At 56.6% G+C, this 15,454-nt stretch carries 16 protein-coding genes and 1 pseudogene; 10 read left to right on the forward strand and 7 right to left on the reverse strand.

Going from position 1 to position 15,454, the window contains the following annotated elements; translation table 11 throughout:
• Window positions 1-28: 28 nt before the first annotated feature.
• The 6 genes and pseudogenes from RT21_RS17395 to RT21_RS17420 form a co-directional block, all read left to right on the forward strand.
• Window positions 29-613, forward strand: a pseudogene (locus tag RT21_RS17395) (hypothetical protein); the annotation flags it as partial.
• Window positions 573-1,457 carry a glycosyltransferase family 2 protein gene (locus tag RT21_RS17400; RefSeq protein WP_046163733.1) on the forward strand — a complete coding sequence of 295 codons (885 nt, stop codon included), beginning with the start codon at window positions 573-575 and terminating at the stop codon, window positions 1,455-1,457. The pseudogene RT21_RS17395 and the gene RT21_RS17400, both read left to right, overlap by 41 nt.
• Window positions 1,447-2,208, forward strand: coding sequence for a WecB/TagA/CpsF family glycosyltransferase (locus RT21_RS17405; protein WP_046163734.1), 762 nt, complete (start codon window positions 1,447-1,449; stop codon window positions 2,206-2,208). The genes RT21_RS17400 and RT21_RS17405 overlap by 11 nt, the downstream gene beginning before the upstream one ends.
• 160 nt (window positions 2,209-2,368) lie before the next feature.
• Window positions 2,369-3,400 carry a GDP-mannose 4,6-dehydratase gene (gmd, locus tag RT21_RS17410; RefSeq protein WP_045428146.1) on the forward strand — a complete coding sequence of 344 codons (1,032 nt, stop codon included), beginning with the start codon at window positions 2,369-2,371 and terminating at the stop codon, window positions 3,398-3,400.
• Between the two features lie 286 nt (window positions 3,401-3,686).
• On the forward strand, window positions 3,687-4,610 hold the full coding sequence (locus tag RT21_RS17415) for a GDP-mannose 4,6-dehydratase (RefSeq protein WP_082082174.1): 924 nt from the start codon (window positions 3,687-3,689) through the stop codon (window positions 4,608-4,610).
• Between the two features lie 580 nt (window positions 4,611-5,190).
• Window positions 5,191-6,279, forward strand: coding sequence for a polysaccharide biosynthesis/export family protein (locus RT21_RS17420; RefSeq protein WP_046163736.1), 1,089 nt, complete (start codon window positions 5,191-5,193; stop codon window positions 6,277-6,279).
• 117 nt (window positions 6,280-6,396) lie between these two features.
• On the opposite strand, the gene RT21_RS17425 is transcribed toward RT21_RS17420, so the two are convergent.
• Window positions 6,397-6,600 carry a hypothetical protein gene (locus tag RT21_RS17425; RefSeq protein WP_046163737.1) on the reverse strand — a complete coding sequence of 68 codons (204 nt, stop codon included), beginning with the start codon at window positions 6,598-6,600 and terminating at the stop codon, window positions 6,397-6,399.
• A gap of 543 nt (window positions 6,601-7,143) precedes the next feature.
• Here RT21_RS17425 and dusA point away from each other — a divergent pair.
• Window positions 7,144-8,148, forward strand: a complete 1,005-nt coding sequence (gene dusA, locus RT21_RS17430; protein WP_082082175.1) for a tRNA dihydrouridine(20/20a) synthase DusA — start codon at window positions 7,144-7,146, stop codon at window positions 8,146-8,148.
• Between the two features lie 123 nt (window positions 8,149-8,271).
• Window positions 8,272-9,198 (forward strand): transaldolase, encoded by a 927-nt coding sequence (gene tal / locus RT21_RS17435; RefSeq protein WP_046163739.1) that lies wholly within the window; start codon window positions 8,272-8,274, stop codon window positions 9,196-9,198.
• Window position 9,199: 1 nt separating this feature from the next.
• On the opposite strand, the gene rssC is transcribed toward tal, so the two are convergent.
• Window positions 9,200-9,682 carry an anti-sigma factor antagonist RssC gene (rssC, locus tag RT21_RS17440; RefSeq protein WP_045428169.1) on the reverse strand — a complete coding sequence of 161 codons (483 nt, stop codon included), beginning with the start codon at window positions 9,680-9,682 and terminating at the stop codon, window positions 9,200-9,202.
• Entirely contained in the window at window positions 9,679-10,863 is a 1,185-nt protein-coding gene (rssB, locus tag RT21_RS17445) for a two-component system response regulator RssB (RefSeq protein WP_046163740.1), read from the reverse strand. Before rssB ends, rssC begins: the two co-directional genes overlap by 4 nt.
• Before the next feature lie 204 nt (window positions 10,864-11,067).
• Here rssB and RT21_RS17450 point away from each other — a divergent pair, with 204 nt between their 5' ends.
• A complete protein-coding gene (locus RT21_RS17450; RefSeq protein WP_046163741.1) occupies window positions 11,068-11,367 on the forward strand; it encodes a PilZ domain-containing protein in 300 nt (99 codons plus the stop codon).
• 89 nt (window positions 11,368-11,456) lie between these two features.
• Here RT21_RS17450 and RT21_RS17455 read toward each other — a convergent pair whose 3' ends face one another.
• On the reverse strand, window positions 11,457-12,095 hold the full coding sequence (locus RT21_RS17455) for an MlaA family lipoprotein (RefSeq protein ID WP_231108069.1): 639 nt from the start codon (window positions 12,093-12,095) through the stop codon (window positions 11,457-11,459).
• Between the two features lie 288 nt (window positions 12,096-12,383).
• Here RT21_RS17455 and RT21_RS17460 point away from each other — a divergent pair, with 288 nt between their 5' ends.
• Window positions 12,384-12,653: a DUF4404 family protein gene (locus tag RT21_RS17460; RefSeq protein WP_045428181.1), complete on the forward strand. Its 270-nt coding sequence runs from the start codon at window positions 12,384-12,386 to the stop codon at window positions 12,651-12,653.
• A 58-nt stretch (window positions 12,654-12,711) separates the two neighbouring features.
• On the opposite strand, the gene queF is transcribed toward RT21_RS17460, so the two are convergent.
• The 3 genes from queF to RT21_RS17475 form a co-directional block, all read right to left on the reverse strand.
• Window positions 12,712-13,542, reverse strand: a complete 831-nt coding sequence (queF, locus tag RT21_RS17465) for an NADPH-dependent 7-cyano-7-deazaguanine reductase QueF (protein ID WP_046163743.1) — start codon at window positions 13,540-13,542, stop codon at window positions 12,712-12,714.
• A gap of 104 nt (window positions 13,543-13,646) precedes the next feature.
• Window positions 13,647-14,426: an ABC transporter permease gene (locus RT21_RS17470; RefSeq protein WP_046163744.1), complete on the reverse strand. Its 780-nt coding sequence runs from the start codon at window positions 14,424-14,426 to the stop codon at window positions 13,647-13,649.
• Window positions 14,423-15,355 (reverse strand): ABC transporter ATP-binding protein, encoded by a 933-nt coding sequence (locus tag RT21_RS17475; RefSeq protein ID WP_045428189.1) that lies wholly within the window; start codon window positions 15,353-15,355, stop codon window positions 14,423-14,425. The genes RT21_RS17470 and RT21_RS17475 overlap by 4 nt, the downstream gene beginning before the upstream one ends.
• Between the last annotated feature and the right edge of the window lie 99 nt (window positions 15,356-15,454).

Raw genomic sequence — 15,454 nt, forward strand, 5'->3', positions numbered from 1 at the left:
GTTTTAGAAAGTCTTTTTCAGACGTTCCCTAGCATTCACATTGTTCTCATTGAGGGCCAAGGCAATTATCTGGGCTGCCTCGCTTTGCGTGCTGTTGTCGCCGTTGTTTTTTTATCCAGAGCTTCTTGAAGTCCTCGGCCTAAACATCGAGTTCTATGAGAACAGCCTAGACGGCGACGTGGAGGATGGCGTGCGCCCCCATACGATCGCCTCCGTCTTCAGTCATTTGAGCCTGGTTAACTGGCTACCCAGCGGATCTTTGTCGCTTATGTGGCAGGACGGCTTTATCCCCTATTTCGGTGAGCACTTCTTCCTGTCCGATATTGGCATCATTGGGACGCTGTTTCGCTTCGGTTTTCTCACTTTCCTGCTGGTCCCGCTGACATTGTTTGTCTACCGACGGATCGCCCGCAGTATCAACACCGAAATGGAGTTCACCTACGCAGTGATGCTTGCCTTCTTCGTGATATGGCCACTTAACGGTCTATTCGAATATACCCAACCAGTTATTTGTATGCTTTTCGTATTACATGCTCTACGGGCACGCCATCTTCGCAGCAAGGAACGAGTACATGAACGTCGCACTTATTCTCAACTACAAAGCTGCTACTGAGACGATCAGCTGCGCTGAAAGCCTGCTCGAGCATTGCACGACGATTGGCCATATCGTCATCATCGACAATGATTCGCAGGACGGTTCCGCCATCGCTCTTCAAAACTGGCTGGATGAAAAAGCTTATTCAAATGTGACTTTGCTTTGTAATCCAGACAACAGCGGTTATGCGGGTGGCAACAATTACGGGTTGCGCTGGGCAATGGAGCACCTGCAGCCCGAGTATTTCTGGGTTATCAATAACGATACCTATGTAGACAGTGATGCCTTCTCACCGCTATTGGAAGCATTGCAGCGCAATGATCGCCAGTTTGTTGGCTCGCTCGTATTGAGCGCGGACACAGGCCGACTGGAGTGCTACGGAGGCGGAAAGCTCTATCCGATTCTTGGCAAGGCTCGATTACTCGGAAAAGACCAGAGCATCGAAGCGTCTCAGCGACAGAATCCTCAGCACGTTCCAGACTACATCATGGGCTGCAGCCTGGCGTTTTCGGCCGCTTTGACTGAAGAAATCGGTTTGATGGATGAAGATTACTTCATGTATTTCGAAGAAGTGGATTGGCAATACCGTGCGAAACGCTTTGGTGTTTCGACGAGAGTGATCCCTGAAAGCCGCCTATATCACTACGGCTCACTCAGTCTGGGCAACCGCTCAGCGTTTTATCACTACTACCGCAACCGAGCAGCCACCCGTTTCAACAAGCGTTTCTACGGCCCGGCATTCGCGATTGTCTCCGCGTTCCTGCTTTCGGCCGTTACAACTGTCAAGGAATACAAAAATCCCACCCTCGCCTGGTCAGGTATCAAGGGCGCCTTTAAGGGAGTAGCAATGAGTGTCAAGTGATACTAATGCGTTCGGAATAGATTTCTTTTCCGGCAATAAGAAGACTTTATTGACCTGCATACGCGAGGGAGTCAAGCAACCCTATTCGTTTGTGGTGACGCCAAACGTTGACCACCTCGTTCAACTGGAACATGACGAACAGCTGCGTGATGCTTATTTGAAAGCGCGCTGGAGAGTCTGCGACAGCCGAATTCTGCTGTCGCTGTTGAGTCGCCTGGGCGTGCATCTGGATGAAGCTATTCCCGGCAGTGATTTGACACTCGATCTGCTCAAATGGGCGGACCGGGATCGGCTGCGAATTGTACTGATCGGCTCGGCGGCATCCGAAGCCGACAAACTCAGAGCCCTTTATCCCGGCATTTCCCTCTATCACTACAACCCGCCGATGGGCTTCATAAAGAAGCCGGAAGAAGTGCAGCGTTGCCTGCAGTTCATTCGTGAAAATCCATCGGAGCTGGTTCTGTATGCCGTGGGTACGCCGCGCGGAGAAGTCCTGGCCGCAGCCACTCAGCCCTATGAGCGCACGGGTATGGGCTTCAGTATCGGCGCCTCCATTTCTTTCGCGACGGGGACCATCAAGCGGGCCCCGAAGTGGATGCGCGAATACAAACTCGAATGGCTTCATCGCATGTGCATGGAACCGCGCAGGCTCGCCAAACGCTATTGGGCGGATGCGGTGTATATCGTGCCAGCATTTTTGCGGGAAAAAAGCTCTAGGCAGAAAGGCAGCCCAGCAAAACAGGAGTCTTGACCAACTATTGCAAGCCATCTTACGAGCACACCGGGCACTGAATGCAGTGGTCGGCAGTTCTGGAAGCGTATTGAAAAACTTCGCTGCCGTTCAGCGCCACGTGCCAGGCAGGAGCGAAGCAAGAGCACCTAAGAAAACTAATCTTCGAACAGGGAAGAAAATGAAAGCAATCATCACGGGTATCACAGGACAAGACGGCGCCTACCTGGCAGAACTTCTGCTGGAAAAAGGCTATACCGTCTACGGCACGTTTCGTCGCACCAGTTCAGTCAATTTCTGGCGAATCGAAGAGTTGGGCATCGATAAGCACCCCAACCTGCATCTTGTTGAGTATGACCTGACCGACTTGTCTTCCAGCATCCGGTTGCTTCAGAACACTGGCGCAACCGAGGTGTACAACCTCGCCGCCCAGAGCTTCGTAGGGGTTTCCTTCGAGCAGCCGCTGACCACTCTGGACATCACCGGTGCGGGCGCCGTGAACCTGCTGGAAGCCATCAGGATCGTCAATCCTAAGATCCGCTTCTACCAAGCCTCGACCTCGGAAATGTTCGGCAAGGTGCAGGCCATTCCGCAAGCCGAAACCACACCGTTCTATCCCCGCAGCCCTTATGGCGTTGCCAAGCTCTATGCGCACTGGATGACGATCAACTACCGCGAGTCATACGGAATATTCGGCTGCAGCGGCATCTTGTTCAATCATGAATCGCCCCTGCGCGGACGTGAGTTCGTGACTCGGAAAATCACCGATTCGGTGGCCAAGATCAAACTGGGCAAACTCGACGTGCTAGAGCTCGGCAACATCGATGCGAAACGTGATTGGGGCTTCGCCAAGGAATATGTCGAAGGTATGTGGCGCATGCTGCAGGCGGACGAACCCGATGTTTTCGTGCTTGCAACCAACCGAACCGAAACCGTGCGTGACTTCGTGACACTGGCATTCAAGGCGGTTGATGTCGAACTTCAATGGGAAGGCTCCGGCGAACAGGAGCAAGCCACCGACGCAGCGACCGGCAAGGTCGTTGTACGGGTCAATCCGAAGTTCTATCGCCCGGCAGAAGTCGACCTGCTGATCGGCGATCCGCAGAAGGCCAAGGACGTGCTGGGCTGGGAGCCTAAAACGACACTCGAGCAACTGTGCCGCATGATGGTTGACGCCGATATGCGCCGCAATCAGCAGGGCTTTTCGTTCTAAGGCCTTCGACCGGCGGCTTACCGCTCTTGATCAGGCACTCGGCTGGGATCAGGTTACCCAGATGGGGTAGCCACGCAGGATAGCCAGCCGATACCCGATCCGGAGCGGCCTGTTCGTGGTCCCAGCGGTTGGGGCCGGCTCTGCTGGCACACCGAGCCCGCGTTGGCGTTACGGCACCGCTCGCCCTAAATGGAGCCGTTAACGGTAACCGTAACGCCATATCCCACGCCTATACCAAGGCTTTGCATCGCCGTAGAAACTGGAATTTCATCCTATCGGGAAGATCATGCGTAAAGTGCTGATTACCGGCGCCACTGGTTTTACTGGCCGCTACATGGCAGAAGAGCTGGCAGGCTGCGGCTACGAGGTCCATGGCCTCAGCTATCGTCAACCCGTCGGCGAACTGCCTGCGGCTATTTCAGCCGTCCATTGCTGCGCACTGAACAATGCAGAGCTGCTACGAGCTTTGCTGACGGAAATACGCCCAACCTATGTTGTGCACTTGGCGGCGGTCTCGTTCGTCGCACACAGCGATGCGGATGCAATCTACACAGCCAACCTGCTCGGCACTCGCCATCTGCTGGAAGCGTTACGTACCACCGCTGCGACCGAACTCGAAGGCGTGCTGCTAGCCAGCAGCGCAAACGTCTATGGAAACGCTACCGAAGGCGTCCTGGATGAGTCGTCGCCCTTTGCTCCCGCCAATGATTACGCTGTGAGCAAAGCTGCCATGGAGTTCCTCGCGAGGCTTTACCAGGATCGTTTGCCGCTGATAGTCAGCCGCCCGTTCAACTACACGGGCGTCGGACAGGCTGAGCAGTTTCTCATTCCGAAAATCGTGACGCACACGCGCCGTCGGGCCGCGGTCATCGAGCTCGGCAATCTGGATATCGCCCGCGATTTCTGCGATGTCCGTCAGGTTGTCCAAGCCTATCGACGCTTGCTCGAAACACCGGCTGCGATTGGCCAAACCGTCAATATCTGTTCTGGATCAGCCTATACGCTGGAGTACGTACTCGAACAGGCAGCGGCCATCTCCGGTCACCGCATGGAGGTCCGGGTCAACCCAGCGTTCGTGCGCAGCGCGGATGTGAAGAACCTGTTCGGCAGCAGAGCCAAGCTGGACTCGTTGATTGGCGACATGTCCCGAATCGAATTGAAGGAGACGCTGCGCTGGATGATCGAGCATCCCTCCGCAGCGAGCGCATGACCTAATCAGCTTTTTACTACCAGCATCGAGGTGGCGGATCTCGGTCTATGGCGGTACTCGCCCCTAAGTGCACAAAACAGTGAGTTTAAAAAGTGCCTCGCTCGGCGACCTACCGTGCTTAGTGTGGCCAATTAACCTTATCTGGCCAGGCAATAACCAATGTCGGAAACCGTCACTGGCATGCTTTTTTAATTTTCTATTTCGCTTGGCGACGGCAGCGTTGCAGCCCCGCCTCATTTATGCACATCCGTCGTGAACCGCAGAGAAACGGAGCGGTCTATGGCTACTGTGAGCAACGCAGCGCCTTCTTCCTATACGGGAAAGACGCTAACCCAAGGTTGAGCGGAACCTATTCAGTGGCTCATCCAGCACCGATCTCACAAAGAGTCTGAAGGTATACCTCTCAGAGCTTGCAGTAGCGGCATCAGGAACAGCAGAGACTGGATGCGTTTGTTGCACCGCCGAAAGAGCTTTGGCGATTGTCGATAGACGAGTCAGTGTCGGCTCGCTCCTTCAGCTAAAGGTGAATTGCGCTGTTTCACTTCGTAAAAACAACTATTCCGTCAAGGATGAAGAAACCATGAAACCACTATTTGCTCTCGCTTTCTCTTCCGTGCTGGTGTTGCAGGGATGCGTATTCTCTCCTGGACAGCACCTGGATCCCGATCAGTTCAAAGACGGCGCAGAAACGGAAGATGGCACCGTCCAGCTGATGCGCATTACCCCTGAAATGCTCAAGGGCGAAGTCTCTTCCGACCAAGGCACCTCCAGCAAGCAAGAGCTACTGAGCTTCAAGCCCGAGGCTTACCGCATCGGCGCCAATGACCTTCTCTACATCACCGTCTGGGACCATCCTGAACTGACCGCTCCTTCGGGCCCGCAACAGCAACTGGATGCTAACGGTCGCCTGGTTCGTCCCGACGGCACCCTGTTCTACCCCTACATCGGGAACATCGAAGCAGCTGGCAAGACGATCGAGCAACTTCGCTCCGATATTTCCAAAAGGCTGGCCAATTACATCGACAGCCCTCAAGTCGACGTCAGCCTGCTGCGTTTCGGTAGCCAGCGCATCGTGCTTTCCGGCGCATTCAATACGGCTGGCGAAGTCGAAGTGACTACCGCTCCGATGACCATCATGCAGGCTATTGGTCAGGCCGGTGTCGATACCGATACGGCGGATCTGTCCGGTCTGATGCTCAAGCGTGACGGCCGTGAGTACATGCTCGATCTCGACGATCTGAACCGTCCGGACTCCTGGCTGCACAAGGTTTATCTGAAGGACGGCGACCAGCTCCATCTGCCGTACAACGATCAGAAGAAGGTCTACGTTCTGGGCGAGGTGGTGAATCCGCAAGCCATGACATTCAAGGCAACCAGTCTCAACTTGATGGATGCTATCGGCACCGCAGGCGGCATCCGTCAGGACACCGCCGATGGCGAAGCGGTTTACGTTATTCGTGGCGCAGAGAATATCGCCACTGAAAAAGCCACAGTGTTCCAGCTGAATGCCGAATCCCCTGCGGCCTTCGCTCTGGCTCAACACTTCCCACTGCAACCGCAGGACGTCGTGTTCGTTGGACCGGCCGGTATTACTCGCTGGAACCGCTTCATCAGCCAGCTGCTGCCGTCAGCTAGCGTCATCGGTACCGGCGCTGCGTTCAACCGGTAACACAAGTGATCATCAGGTCTGAATCGGCCTGATCAAAACCGCAGTCAGCCCCAGAGCGACTGCGGTTTTTTTACGCTATCGAACCCGCCCGAGCCGCCATACCTAACCCTCCTTCAACTACTCAGTTGGGATCGTCGGGTCGTCTTCGAACATATCGATGTCGTCATCGTTGACTTCCGTTTCTTCTGGATCGGACATCGGCGCATCGTTGATGCTAGCACCGTCCGGATCGCCCGGAAGGGGCTCGTCGCTGCTCGCATCATTCGCAGCTACTAGCCTTCCAATATTGCCCTGTGTTCCCCACAAGATTTCGTCTCGCATGACTCACCTCGCTACAGGCCGTCAGTGACCTAGAGTTTCGAGCCATACAAGCGCGGATCGTGCGTGTCCGCCAGTCGGCCCCCACCAGCGGCTGCGTAACGTTCTAAAGGTGCTGGCGCAGCGCAGAAACTGATCAGGCTCGGATGTCCCGTCAGGAATGAAAAGCTCCCGTTAATCGACGGGCTTTCTCGCAGAGCTTCTCGGTCACCTCCTACGCCCCACCGCCACCATTCAGTGACCTCAGCAGGGTCGGTGTTCAACTTTCAAATGCATCGCAGAACAACGGCTCAGTAAAGACATACGGGACAATGCCGTGGCGTCCAGCCCTTTGCAGAGCTCAATCGATAACGCCGCAGGGCAGCCTGGCGCACGAAGCGCTCGCTCTCCTGATAAACTTGCCAGCCTTTTTTCGAGGCGACTGGTTGAGCAGATACTCCAGTCGGCCTGCAACGCGCTCTGATGGTCGCTATTTCGCCACAGCCACCCGGCATAAACGTGTTGAAACAGCTAGAGCGCGTCCGAAAGACTCAGCCGGAAAGCCGCATGAACGCTAGCTACAAGCCCGTTACCAGACCCTCTCAACTACCGCGCCGATTCTCCGTTGCGCCAATGATGGATTGGACTGACAGGCACTGTCGGTATTTTCTACGCCAGCTTTCTAGCCACGCCCTGCTCTATACCGAGATGGTCACCACCGGCGCATTGATCAACGGCGATGCCGACCGCTTCCTCCGTCATGATGAAGCGGAGTACCCGTTGGCGCTACAGCTTGGCGGCAGCGTGCCCGGTGATCTCGCTATCTGCGCAAAGATGGCCGAAGCGGCTGGTTATGACGAGGTGAATCTCAACGTCGGATGCCCCAGCGACCGCGTGCAGAACAACCTGATCGGCGCGTGCCTGATGGGCTATCCGGCATTGGTCGCCGATTGCGTGAAAGCGATGCGAGATGCGGTGGATATCGATGTAACAGTCAAGCACCGCATCGGTATCAACGGACGCGACAGCTATGCCGAACTTTGTGATTTCGTTGGACGGATCCGAGAGGCAGGCTGCCGCAGTTTTACCGTTCATGCCCGTATTGCGATTCTGGAAGGACTCTCACCGAAGGAGAATCGGGAGGTGCCGCCCCTTCGCTATGACGTTGCGCAGCAATTGAAGCGCGACTTCCCGGATCTGGAAATCATCCTCAACGGCGGCATCAAGACGCTGGACCAATGTGAAGCCCACCTTGAGCAGTTCGATGGGGTAATGCTCGGACGCGAGGCTTATCAGAATCCTTACCTGCTAGCGCAGGTTGATGCCAGGCTGTTTGGCAGCCAAGAGCCGATTATCACCCGCGCCGATGCACTGCGACGGATGCGCCCTTATATCCAGAATCATCTTGATAGCGGCGGCTCGATGCATCACGTTACCCGTCATGTTCTAGGCCTGGGCCAGGGTTTCCCAGGAGCTAGACGTTTTCGCCAGTTGCTATCGGTCGACATCCACAAAACCAAGGAGCCACTGGCGCTGCTCGATCAAGCGACCGCGCTGCTCGAAGGACACTGAATCGGTCGCCGGGAACACGCGACCGCATTTTTGATCCAACAGCTGCCCCACCCGGACCATCCGATCCAAATGGCGCGATGGCCACGGATTCAAGTTACGTCAACCAAAGGATAGAGCGCCCATATGACGTCCAAGCTGGAACAACTCAAGCAATTCACCACCGTGGTTGCCGACACCGGCGACCTCGATGCCATCGCCCGCCTCCAACCGGTTGATGCGACCACCAACCCATCGCTTCTGCTCAAAGCCGCCGCCCTGCCCCGCTACGCCGATCACCTGCAGGCGGCTATGTCCAACTGCAAGGGCGACATCGGCCTGGGCTGCGATCTGTTCGCCGTCGCGGTTGGTCAAGAAGTGCTCAAGTTGATCCCGGGTCGGATCTCCACGGAAGTCGATGCAAGGCTTTCCTTCGATTCACAGGCCATGGTTCAGCGCGGCGAACGCCTGATCGGCCTGTACGAGGAGGCCGGTGTATCCCGCGACCGCGTATTGATCAAACTGGCCTCGACCTGGGAGGGCATTCGTGCCGCAGAGCAGCTAGAAAAGTCGGGAATCCAGACCAACCTGACGCTGCTGTTCTCTTTCACCCAGGCAGTCGCCTGTGCCGAGGCCGGTGTATTTCTAATTTCACCCTTCGTCGGTCGTATCTATGACTGGTACAAAAAATCCGAAGGGCGTGATTACGTCGGTGACGAAGATCCAGGCGTACAGTCGGTCAGCCGGATTTACGACTACTACAAGGCACACGGTTACGAGACCGTCGTGATGGGCGCCAGCTTTCGCAATGCGGGGCAGATCGAAGCGCTTGCCGGCTGTGATCGACTGACCATCAGTCCCGAGCTGCTGAGCCAGTTGGCGCAGGAGGAAGGCACTCTGGAGCGCAAGCTGTCACCGGGCCGCAAGTCCGAGCCACGCATTACGCTGGATGAACGCAGCTTCCGCTGGGGATTGAACGAAGATCCAATGGCGACTGAGAAGCTGGCCGAGGGGATTCGGCAGTTCGCGAGGGATCAGGAAAAGCTCGAAGCGCTCCTACCAACGAAGCTGTAGTTCAGGACCGCTCCAACGCCGTCACGAGGTCGCGAAAGGCCTCGCGGTTGGATTCGTTGAGGCTCATCAGAATGCGGTGCGCCTCAAGTACCTTGTCTTTCACGACTTCCTCAGACTGATCCTGGCTTGGCAGGTCGGCCAGTTGCTCAGGCGACGGCAACGGTTGGTCGACAATGTTGAAGACCTGATCGAAGCCCATCGATTGCAGAAGACGCGTAATGTCTGCGTGAGTGGTGACCAATGTCGGCAGCATGCCGATCTTCTGCCGCGAAAGTATGGAAAGTTTGGCGAGCAGGCCTAGCGTCGTGCTGTCGATGCTACGGCTTTCGGTGAGGTCGATAACGATCGATGAGAAATTGCGTGACGAAAAGATCTTCTCGATCGTTGCGTCCAGCGCCGAGCAAAGTGTCAGGCGAATCTCACCGACGAACTTAAGAACGAATGTACCGTTCTGCTCAGCAAACTGGATTTTACCAGTGCTCATGCAAGGTTCCTGCTCAGTACCAACAACGCGATGTCATCGGGCATGTCCTCTAGATCGGCTAGGCCCAAAACCCGCTGTAGCCCGCCCAGCGTGCCGCCTGCTTCGCGAATCAAACCGGGCAGCCCAGCCTCTTTATCTTTGAGGGTGTCGCCCGGCAAAAGGTCCAAAATGCCATCGGAAAGTAGCGTCAGGCTGAAAGATTCAGGCAACTCTATCTCGTAATTATCATAGGTCGCTTCGACGAACAAACCGACCGGTAGACCTTTCCCTTCGAGATACTTGGCGACGCCGTCAGCGTATATCACCGGCATCGGAAGGTGGCCACCGATACTGTAATGCAGCAGGTTGCGTTCCTGATCGATCACGCCGCCCAGCATCGTGACGTGCTTGCCGAGTTTGCAATTGATCAGCCCACGATTGATGTGGTCAAGCACCTCGGACGGCTTGAACGCGCGCAGCGCTCTGCCCCGCCGGGATTCGTAGAGCAGGCGCGTGGTCATGAACTTCAACAGGACCGTGACGAATGCAGAGGAGGCGCCATGGCCAGACACATCCGCCAGATAGAAGCCAATGCGGTGCTCGTCGACGCGAAAATAATCGACGAAATCACCTGAGAGGTAGAGCGAGGGGATGATCTGATGGGCGAACTGAAATTCGTCGAGGTTGCAGGGCGTGACCGGCAGCATGTTCATCTGCACCTGCCGGCCGGCATCTTGATCTTCCTGCAACAGATGCAAGCTCGCCTGCAGGTCGCGGTTAGCCGTTTCCAGCTGCTCGCGGTAGCGCCTGTTCTCCAGACGCAAGCGCGAACGATCGAGCGCTCGACGGACAGAGTGTTCGAGCATCGCCAGATCTTCGAGGGGCTTGATCAAATAATCAGCTGCGCCCAATCGCAGAGCCTCGACGGCATCGCTCATCACACCTGCACCTGAGACCACGATGACCGGAAGGTCAGCCTGGCGCTCACTGATAAGCCGGATCAGCTCAAGACCATCCATTTGCGGCATGCGCAGATCGCAAATTACCAGGTCAGGGTGTTCCGCGTCGAACAGCTCCACTCCACGCGGTCCGTTAGGCGCCTGCAGGACCTTGAAACCGCTGTCATCCAGATAGGCAGCCAGGCTGGCTCGTACCACATCGTCGTCATCTATGATCAGCAGCGTCGCGCTTGGGTTATGCATGTTCCTACCAGGCGGTATCGCCAGGATGATTGGCGAAAGCATCGGCCCTGCGCGCGCGCTGGGCATGGGATCTTTTCAAGGCGCAGACGGTACTCCCATACGATCTGTGTTTCAAGCCAGGCGCGGTCCCTGCGTCTGTCCTTTACAGGCGGAATTGACGGGCGTTATAAGAACCGACGAAACAAGAACTCAGAGGACGAAACAATGACTCAGCGAGATCGAGACTACAGTGAAAAACGCGACTTCATTCGCATGAATGTCGAGACCGCAATCACCCTGACGCAGGGTGACCAGCACTACGAGGCAACCTGCCTGGACCTTTCCAGCACGGGGATGCAGGTGGTCGCAGCGACCCGCTTGCAGATGGGTGACAAAGTCCATGTGCACATCCCCTCGGAGCACAGCGAACTGAAGGGCCTGGACGCTGAAGCAGAAGTGGTGCGGGTCGGCATGCAGGAGGATGGACGGCAAAGTCTAGGCCTGGCCATCCTTTCGATGAGCTGAGAATTGTTTGACGCGAACGCCTTGGCATGGCCGTGGCGTGACGAGGCGGACGGACCGCACTGGCCGAGCCAATGCGGTCCGAGCGACGGTTAGAAGTCGTCTTCGACCTGACCATCCTGCGTGCGGAATTCGCGGTTCTGCAGATAAGCGTTGCGCACGAAGATATACCGGTCGCCAGTGATCATTTTTTCTGCCGAGAGCAAATCGGCACGCAGGTCGACAACGTTGACGGCTCGCGTCACATTGCGTGTCGGCACATGGTCCATGTACGGATATGGCTGCAGCAACGAATCGGGTACGCGTCCTGCCGCATCGCGCACGGTGCTCGGCCCCAGCAGGGGCAAAACCACATACGGCCCACTGCCCAGCCCCCAGGCGCCCAACGTCTGCCCGAAGTCCTCATCATTCTTCTGCAAGCCCATACGGGTCGCGACGTCAAAGAAACCCAGTACGCCAAAGGTGCTGTTGAACAGGATGCGACTGGTATCGATCCCAGCGTCACGGACCTTGCCCTGCAGCAGGTCATTGGTCAGCACCACGACGTCGCCTAGATTGCTGAATATGTTGCCAATGCCATCCTCGAGGACGTTTGGCGTGATCTTCTGATAGCCCTGCGCAAGCGGCTTGAGCGTATAGGTATCGACCTTGTCGTTGAAGGTAAAGATCGCCCGGTTGACGCCTTCCCAAGGATCCTCCTCGGCTGCCTGCACTGACGAAGCGCCGAACATCCCCAGCACAACGACGAAGGCAACAGTGAAGTTCTCTACCCAATCCTTGCTGATCAATCGCATCGCAGGCTTCTCCTTTATTCGTATGCGGGTGGCTGCCCATCAAAGCGCAGCAGTATAAATCTAATCACACCGCTCCCGGCAGCAGGCAGACATGCGGATCAGTAGCGGCGAACTTCACCGCATTCTACCCAATCAAATCAACGACAAGGCTGGGCCGCTGGTTTAACCTGATCTCATCGTGCCTTGGCGGAAGCTGGCCCCGAAAAAATCACAGAGGGATGAAATATGCCGGAACATGATCTGCAGTCACAGCTTGCGGAGCTGCGTAGTCAACTAGCCTCGGACGCTCCGCTTACAGAAGAAGAGCGCGCGTCGCTCCAACTGATTGCTCAGGACATCGAGCTGCGCCTGGCCAACCAGGGCGTAGTCGATCACCAGAACGACTCACTGGTCGACGGCGTCAACCTGGCGGTCGAGCGTTTCGAAGTCAGCCATCCCAACACCGCCATGACGCTGCGCAACATCATGCAAACATTGGCGAACATGGGTATCTGAGCGAAACCTGCTCAAGCTATCAGAGCGTGGATGGGTCCACGCTCTCCGACCGCAGCGTTTATTGCCGAACCTGCCGACCATTGTCTGGCAATACGTCGTGAGTGCTGCGGTACGGATTGATATCCAGCCCGCCGCGACGCACATAGCGTGCGTGAACGCTCAGTCGATCAGGTCTCAGCACGCGCTGCAAGTCGAGGAAGATCCGTTCAACGCACTGTTCATGAAAGTCCGCGTGTTGGCGAAAGCTCACTAGATAGGCAAGCAGGCTGCCGTGGTCCAGCGCGGCGCCCCGATATTCGATCACCACTGTGCCCCAGTCCGGTTGCCCGGTGACGGGGCAGTTGGATTTCAGCAGGTGGCTGTAGACGCGCTCTTCGACCTGACGCCCTGAGTCGCTGCGTAGTAGCTCGGGGCGCGGTGAATCATAGTCTTCGATGGTGACATCCAGATCATCGATACAGAGCCCGTCTAGCGCTGCAATCCCCTCTTCAGCCACTTCGTCCAGCTTCCGCAGGCGAACGCCGACGGGTTTACCCGCAGCGGCTGACAAATCCCGCGCCATAACGTCCACGAGCGCCTGCCGGCTCTCAAAAACCGACTGGTTCAGAGAGTTCAGATAGAGCTTGAAGGACTTGGATTCGATGATGTTGGGCGAGTCGGCAGGAATGCTGAACTCACCAATGGCTACCACTGGTTTGCCAGACGGCAACAGCCAGGACAGCTCGTAGCAGTTCCAGATATCGACGCCACCATAGGGCAAGGTTTCGGCTGTCAGCCCCAGCTCGGCCCACTTCGGTGCGCGGGGGATGGGAAAGAGTTGCTCAGGACTGTAGGTCGCAACATAGGCGCTGGATTTGCCCAGCGGGGATAGTTCGGCGGGGTGCTGCATGGCGGAAACCTGTGCGAAAAACGGCCGCAAGTGTATCGGTTCCCGCCCGGTTTATCATGGCCCGGCCGCCGTTCGCTCCCGAACGGTCGGCCGTTAACGTAAAACTACTGGCGCATGCCTCGGCCACTCTTGAGCAAGTGAATGCACCACAGGTACATGCATGCTGCCGCCACAGCCATGAAGCTGATGGCAATGCCGATCTGGATATCCGAGACGCCCAGAATGCCGTAACGGAACGCATTGACCATATGCAGGATGGGGTTGGCCAGCGATAGGGTCTGCCAGAACGGCGAGAGCAGGTTGATCGAATAGAACACGCCGCCCAGATAGGTCAGCGGGGTCAGCACGAAGGTTGGAATGATCGAAATGTCATCGAAGTTGCGCGCGAACACCGCATTGATGAAGCCACCCAGCGCGAAGATCGTCGAGGTCAGCGTAATCACGAGAAGCGTGACGCCTAGATGATGCACCTGCAGATCAGTGAAGAACATCGACAGCAGCGTCACGATAAACGCAACCGCTAGCCCGCGGGTAATACCGCCGAGGGCGAAGCCGATCAGAATCACGTGAGGTGACACCGGCGAAACCAGCAGCTCTTCAATGGATCGCTGGAACTTGCTGCTGAAGAAGCTGGAAACCACGTTGCTATAAGAGTTGGTGATCACCGACATCATGATCAGCCCCGGCACGATGTACTCCATGTACGTGAAGCCATCCATCTCGCCGATTCGCGCCCCGATGAGATTTCCGAAGATGACGAAGTACAGGATCATGGTGATCGCCGGGGGTAATAACGTCTGCGGCCAGATGCGTGTGTAGCGGCGGATTTCGCGATGGACGATGGTCTGCAGGGCAACCAGATTGGGCCGAAATTCTGCGTTCATTTGGCCCCCTGCGGCAGGTTGTTTTCCACCATGGAGACGAACAGTTCTTCAAGCCGATTGGTCTTGTTGCGAAGGCTCAACACTTCGATCCCTTGCGCTGAAAGCATACGGAACAGATCGGTCACGCCCTGGCTCTTGTCCACCTGCACCTCAAGGGTGTGGTGATCGACCAGGCGTGCCGGGTAGTTGCCCAACTCGGGCGGCACCAGCTGTGATTCCTTGAGATCGAGCAGAAAGGTTTCGACATGCAGCTGCTTGAGCAGCTCGCGCATGCTGGTGTTCCTGACGATATTGCCGCGATCGATGATCCCGATATTGCGGCACAGTTGTTCAGCCTCTTCCAGATAATGCGTGGTGAGGATGATGGTGATGCCTTCACGGTTCAGTTCGGTGAGGAACGACCACATAGAGCGGCGCAGCTCGATATCGACGCCCGCGGTCGGCTCGTCGAGAATCAGCAGCCGCGGCCGGTGAATCAGCGCGCGGGCGATCATCAGGCGCCGCTTCATGCCGCCAGACAGCATGCGCGAGGACACATCGCGCTTGTCCCACAGCCCCAGCTGGTTGAGGTACTGCTCGGCGCGTTCCTTGGCGACTTTTGCCGGAATGCCGTAGTAACCGGCCTGGGTGACGAGAATGTCGAATGCCTTCTCGAACTGGTTGAAGTTGAATTCCTGTGGCACCACACCCAGGCAACGCTTGAGCCCGGACGGGTCGCGGTCAAGGTCGTGACCGAACACGTTGACTGTGCCGCCGGTCTTGTTCACCAGCGTGGACAGGATGCCGATAGTGGTGGACTTGCCGGCGCCGTTGGGGCCCAGCAAGGCAAAAAAATCGCCTTCAGCCACGTCCAGGTCAATGCCCTTGAGGGCCTCGAAGCCGTTTCCGTAAACCTTGGTCAACTGCCGAATGGACAGAGCAGTAGTCATATAAGAATGCACACAACGCAGAGAGATTCAGAATAGATAAGGGCACACCGGGGTAATTGCAACGCCGAAACCAAAACGGCGGTCGGTAGCCAATGCGCA

The sequence above is a fragment of the Pseudomonas sp. 10B238 genome, from assembly GCF_000970615.1.
Classification (GTDB): domain Bacteria; phylum Pseudomonadota; class Gammaproteobacteria; order Pseudomonadales; family Pseudomonadaceae; genus Stutzerimonas.

Coding starts and splice junctions, on each gene's coding strand:
- queF (WP_046163743.1), bottom strand. CDS start 13,542: ATGCAGCACCCCGCCGAACTATCCCCGCTGGGCAAATCCAGCGCCTAT.
- gmd (WP_045428146.1), top strand. CDS start 2,369: ATGAAAGCAATCATCACGGGTATCACAGGACAAGACGGCGCCTACCTG.
- RT21_RS17415 (WP_082082174.1), top strand. CDS start 3,687: ATGCGTAAAGTGCTGATTACCGGCGCCACTGGTTTTACTGGCCGCTAC.
- RT21_RS17455 (WP_231108069.1), bottom strand. CDS start 12,095: ATGTTCGGCGCTTCGTCAGTGCAGGCAGCCGAGGAGGATCCTTGGGAA.
- RT21_RS17420 (WP_046163736.1), top strand. CDS start 5,191: ATGAAACCACTATTTGCTCTCGCTTTCTCTTCCGTGCTGGTGTTGCAG.
- RT21_RS17425 (WP_046163737.1), bottom strand. CDS start 6,600: ATGCGAGACGAAATCTTGTGGGGAACACAGGGCAATATTGGAAGGCTA.
- RT21_RS17475 (WP_045428189.1), bottom strand. CDS start 15,355: ATGACTACTGCTCTGTCCATTCGGCAGTTGACCAAGGTTTACGGAAAC.
- dusA (WP_082082175.1), top strand. CDS start 7,144: ATGAACGCTAGCTACAAGCCCGTTACCAGACCCTCTCAACTACCGCGC.
- rssB (WP_046163740.1), bottom strand. CDS start 10,863: ATGCATAACCCAAGCGCGACGCTGCTGATCATAGATGACGACGATGTG.
- RT21_RS17400 (WP_046163733.1), top strand. CDS start 573: ATGAACGTCGCACTTATTCTCAACTACAAAGCTGCTACTGAGACGATC.
- rssC (WP_045428169.1), bottom strand. CDS start 9,682: ATGAGCACTGGTAAAATCCAGTTTGCTGAGCAGAACGGTACATTCGTT.
- RT21_RS17470 (WP_046163744.1), bottom strand. CDS start 14,426: ATGAACGCAGAATTTCGGCCCAATCTGGTTGCCCTGCAGACCATCGTC.
- tal (WP_046163739.1), top strand. CDS start 8,272: ATGACGTCCAAGCTGGAACAACTCAAGCAATTCACCACCGTGGTTGCC.
- RT21_RS17450 (WP_046163741.1), top strand. CDS start 11,068: ATGACTCAGCGAGATCGAGACTACAGTGAAAAACGCGACTTCATTCGC.
- RT21_RS17460 (WP_045428181.1), top strand. CDS start 12,384: ATGCCGGAACATGATCTGCAGTCACAGCTTGCGGAGCTGCGTAGTCAA.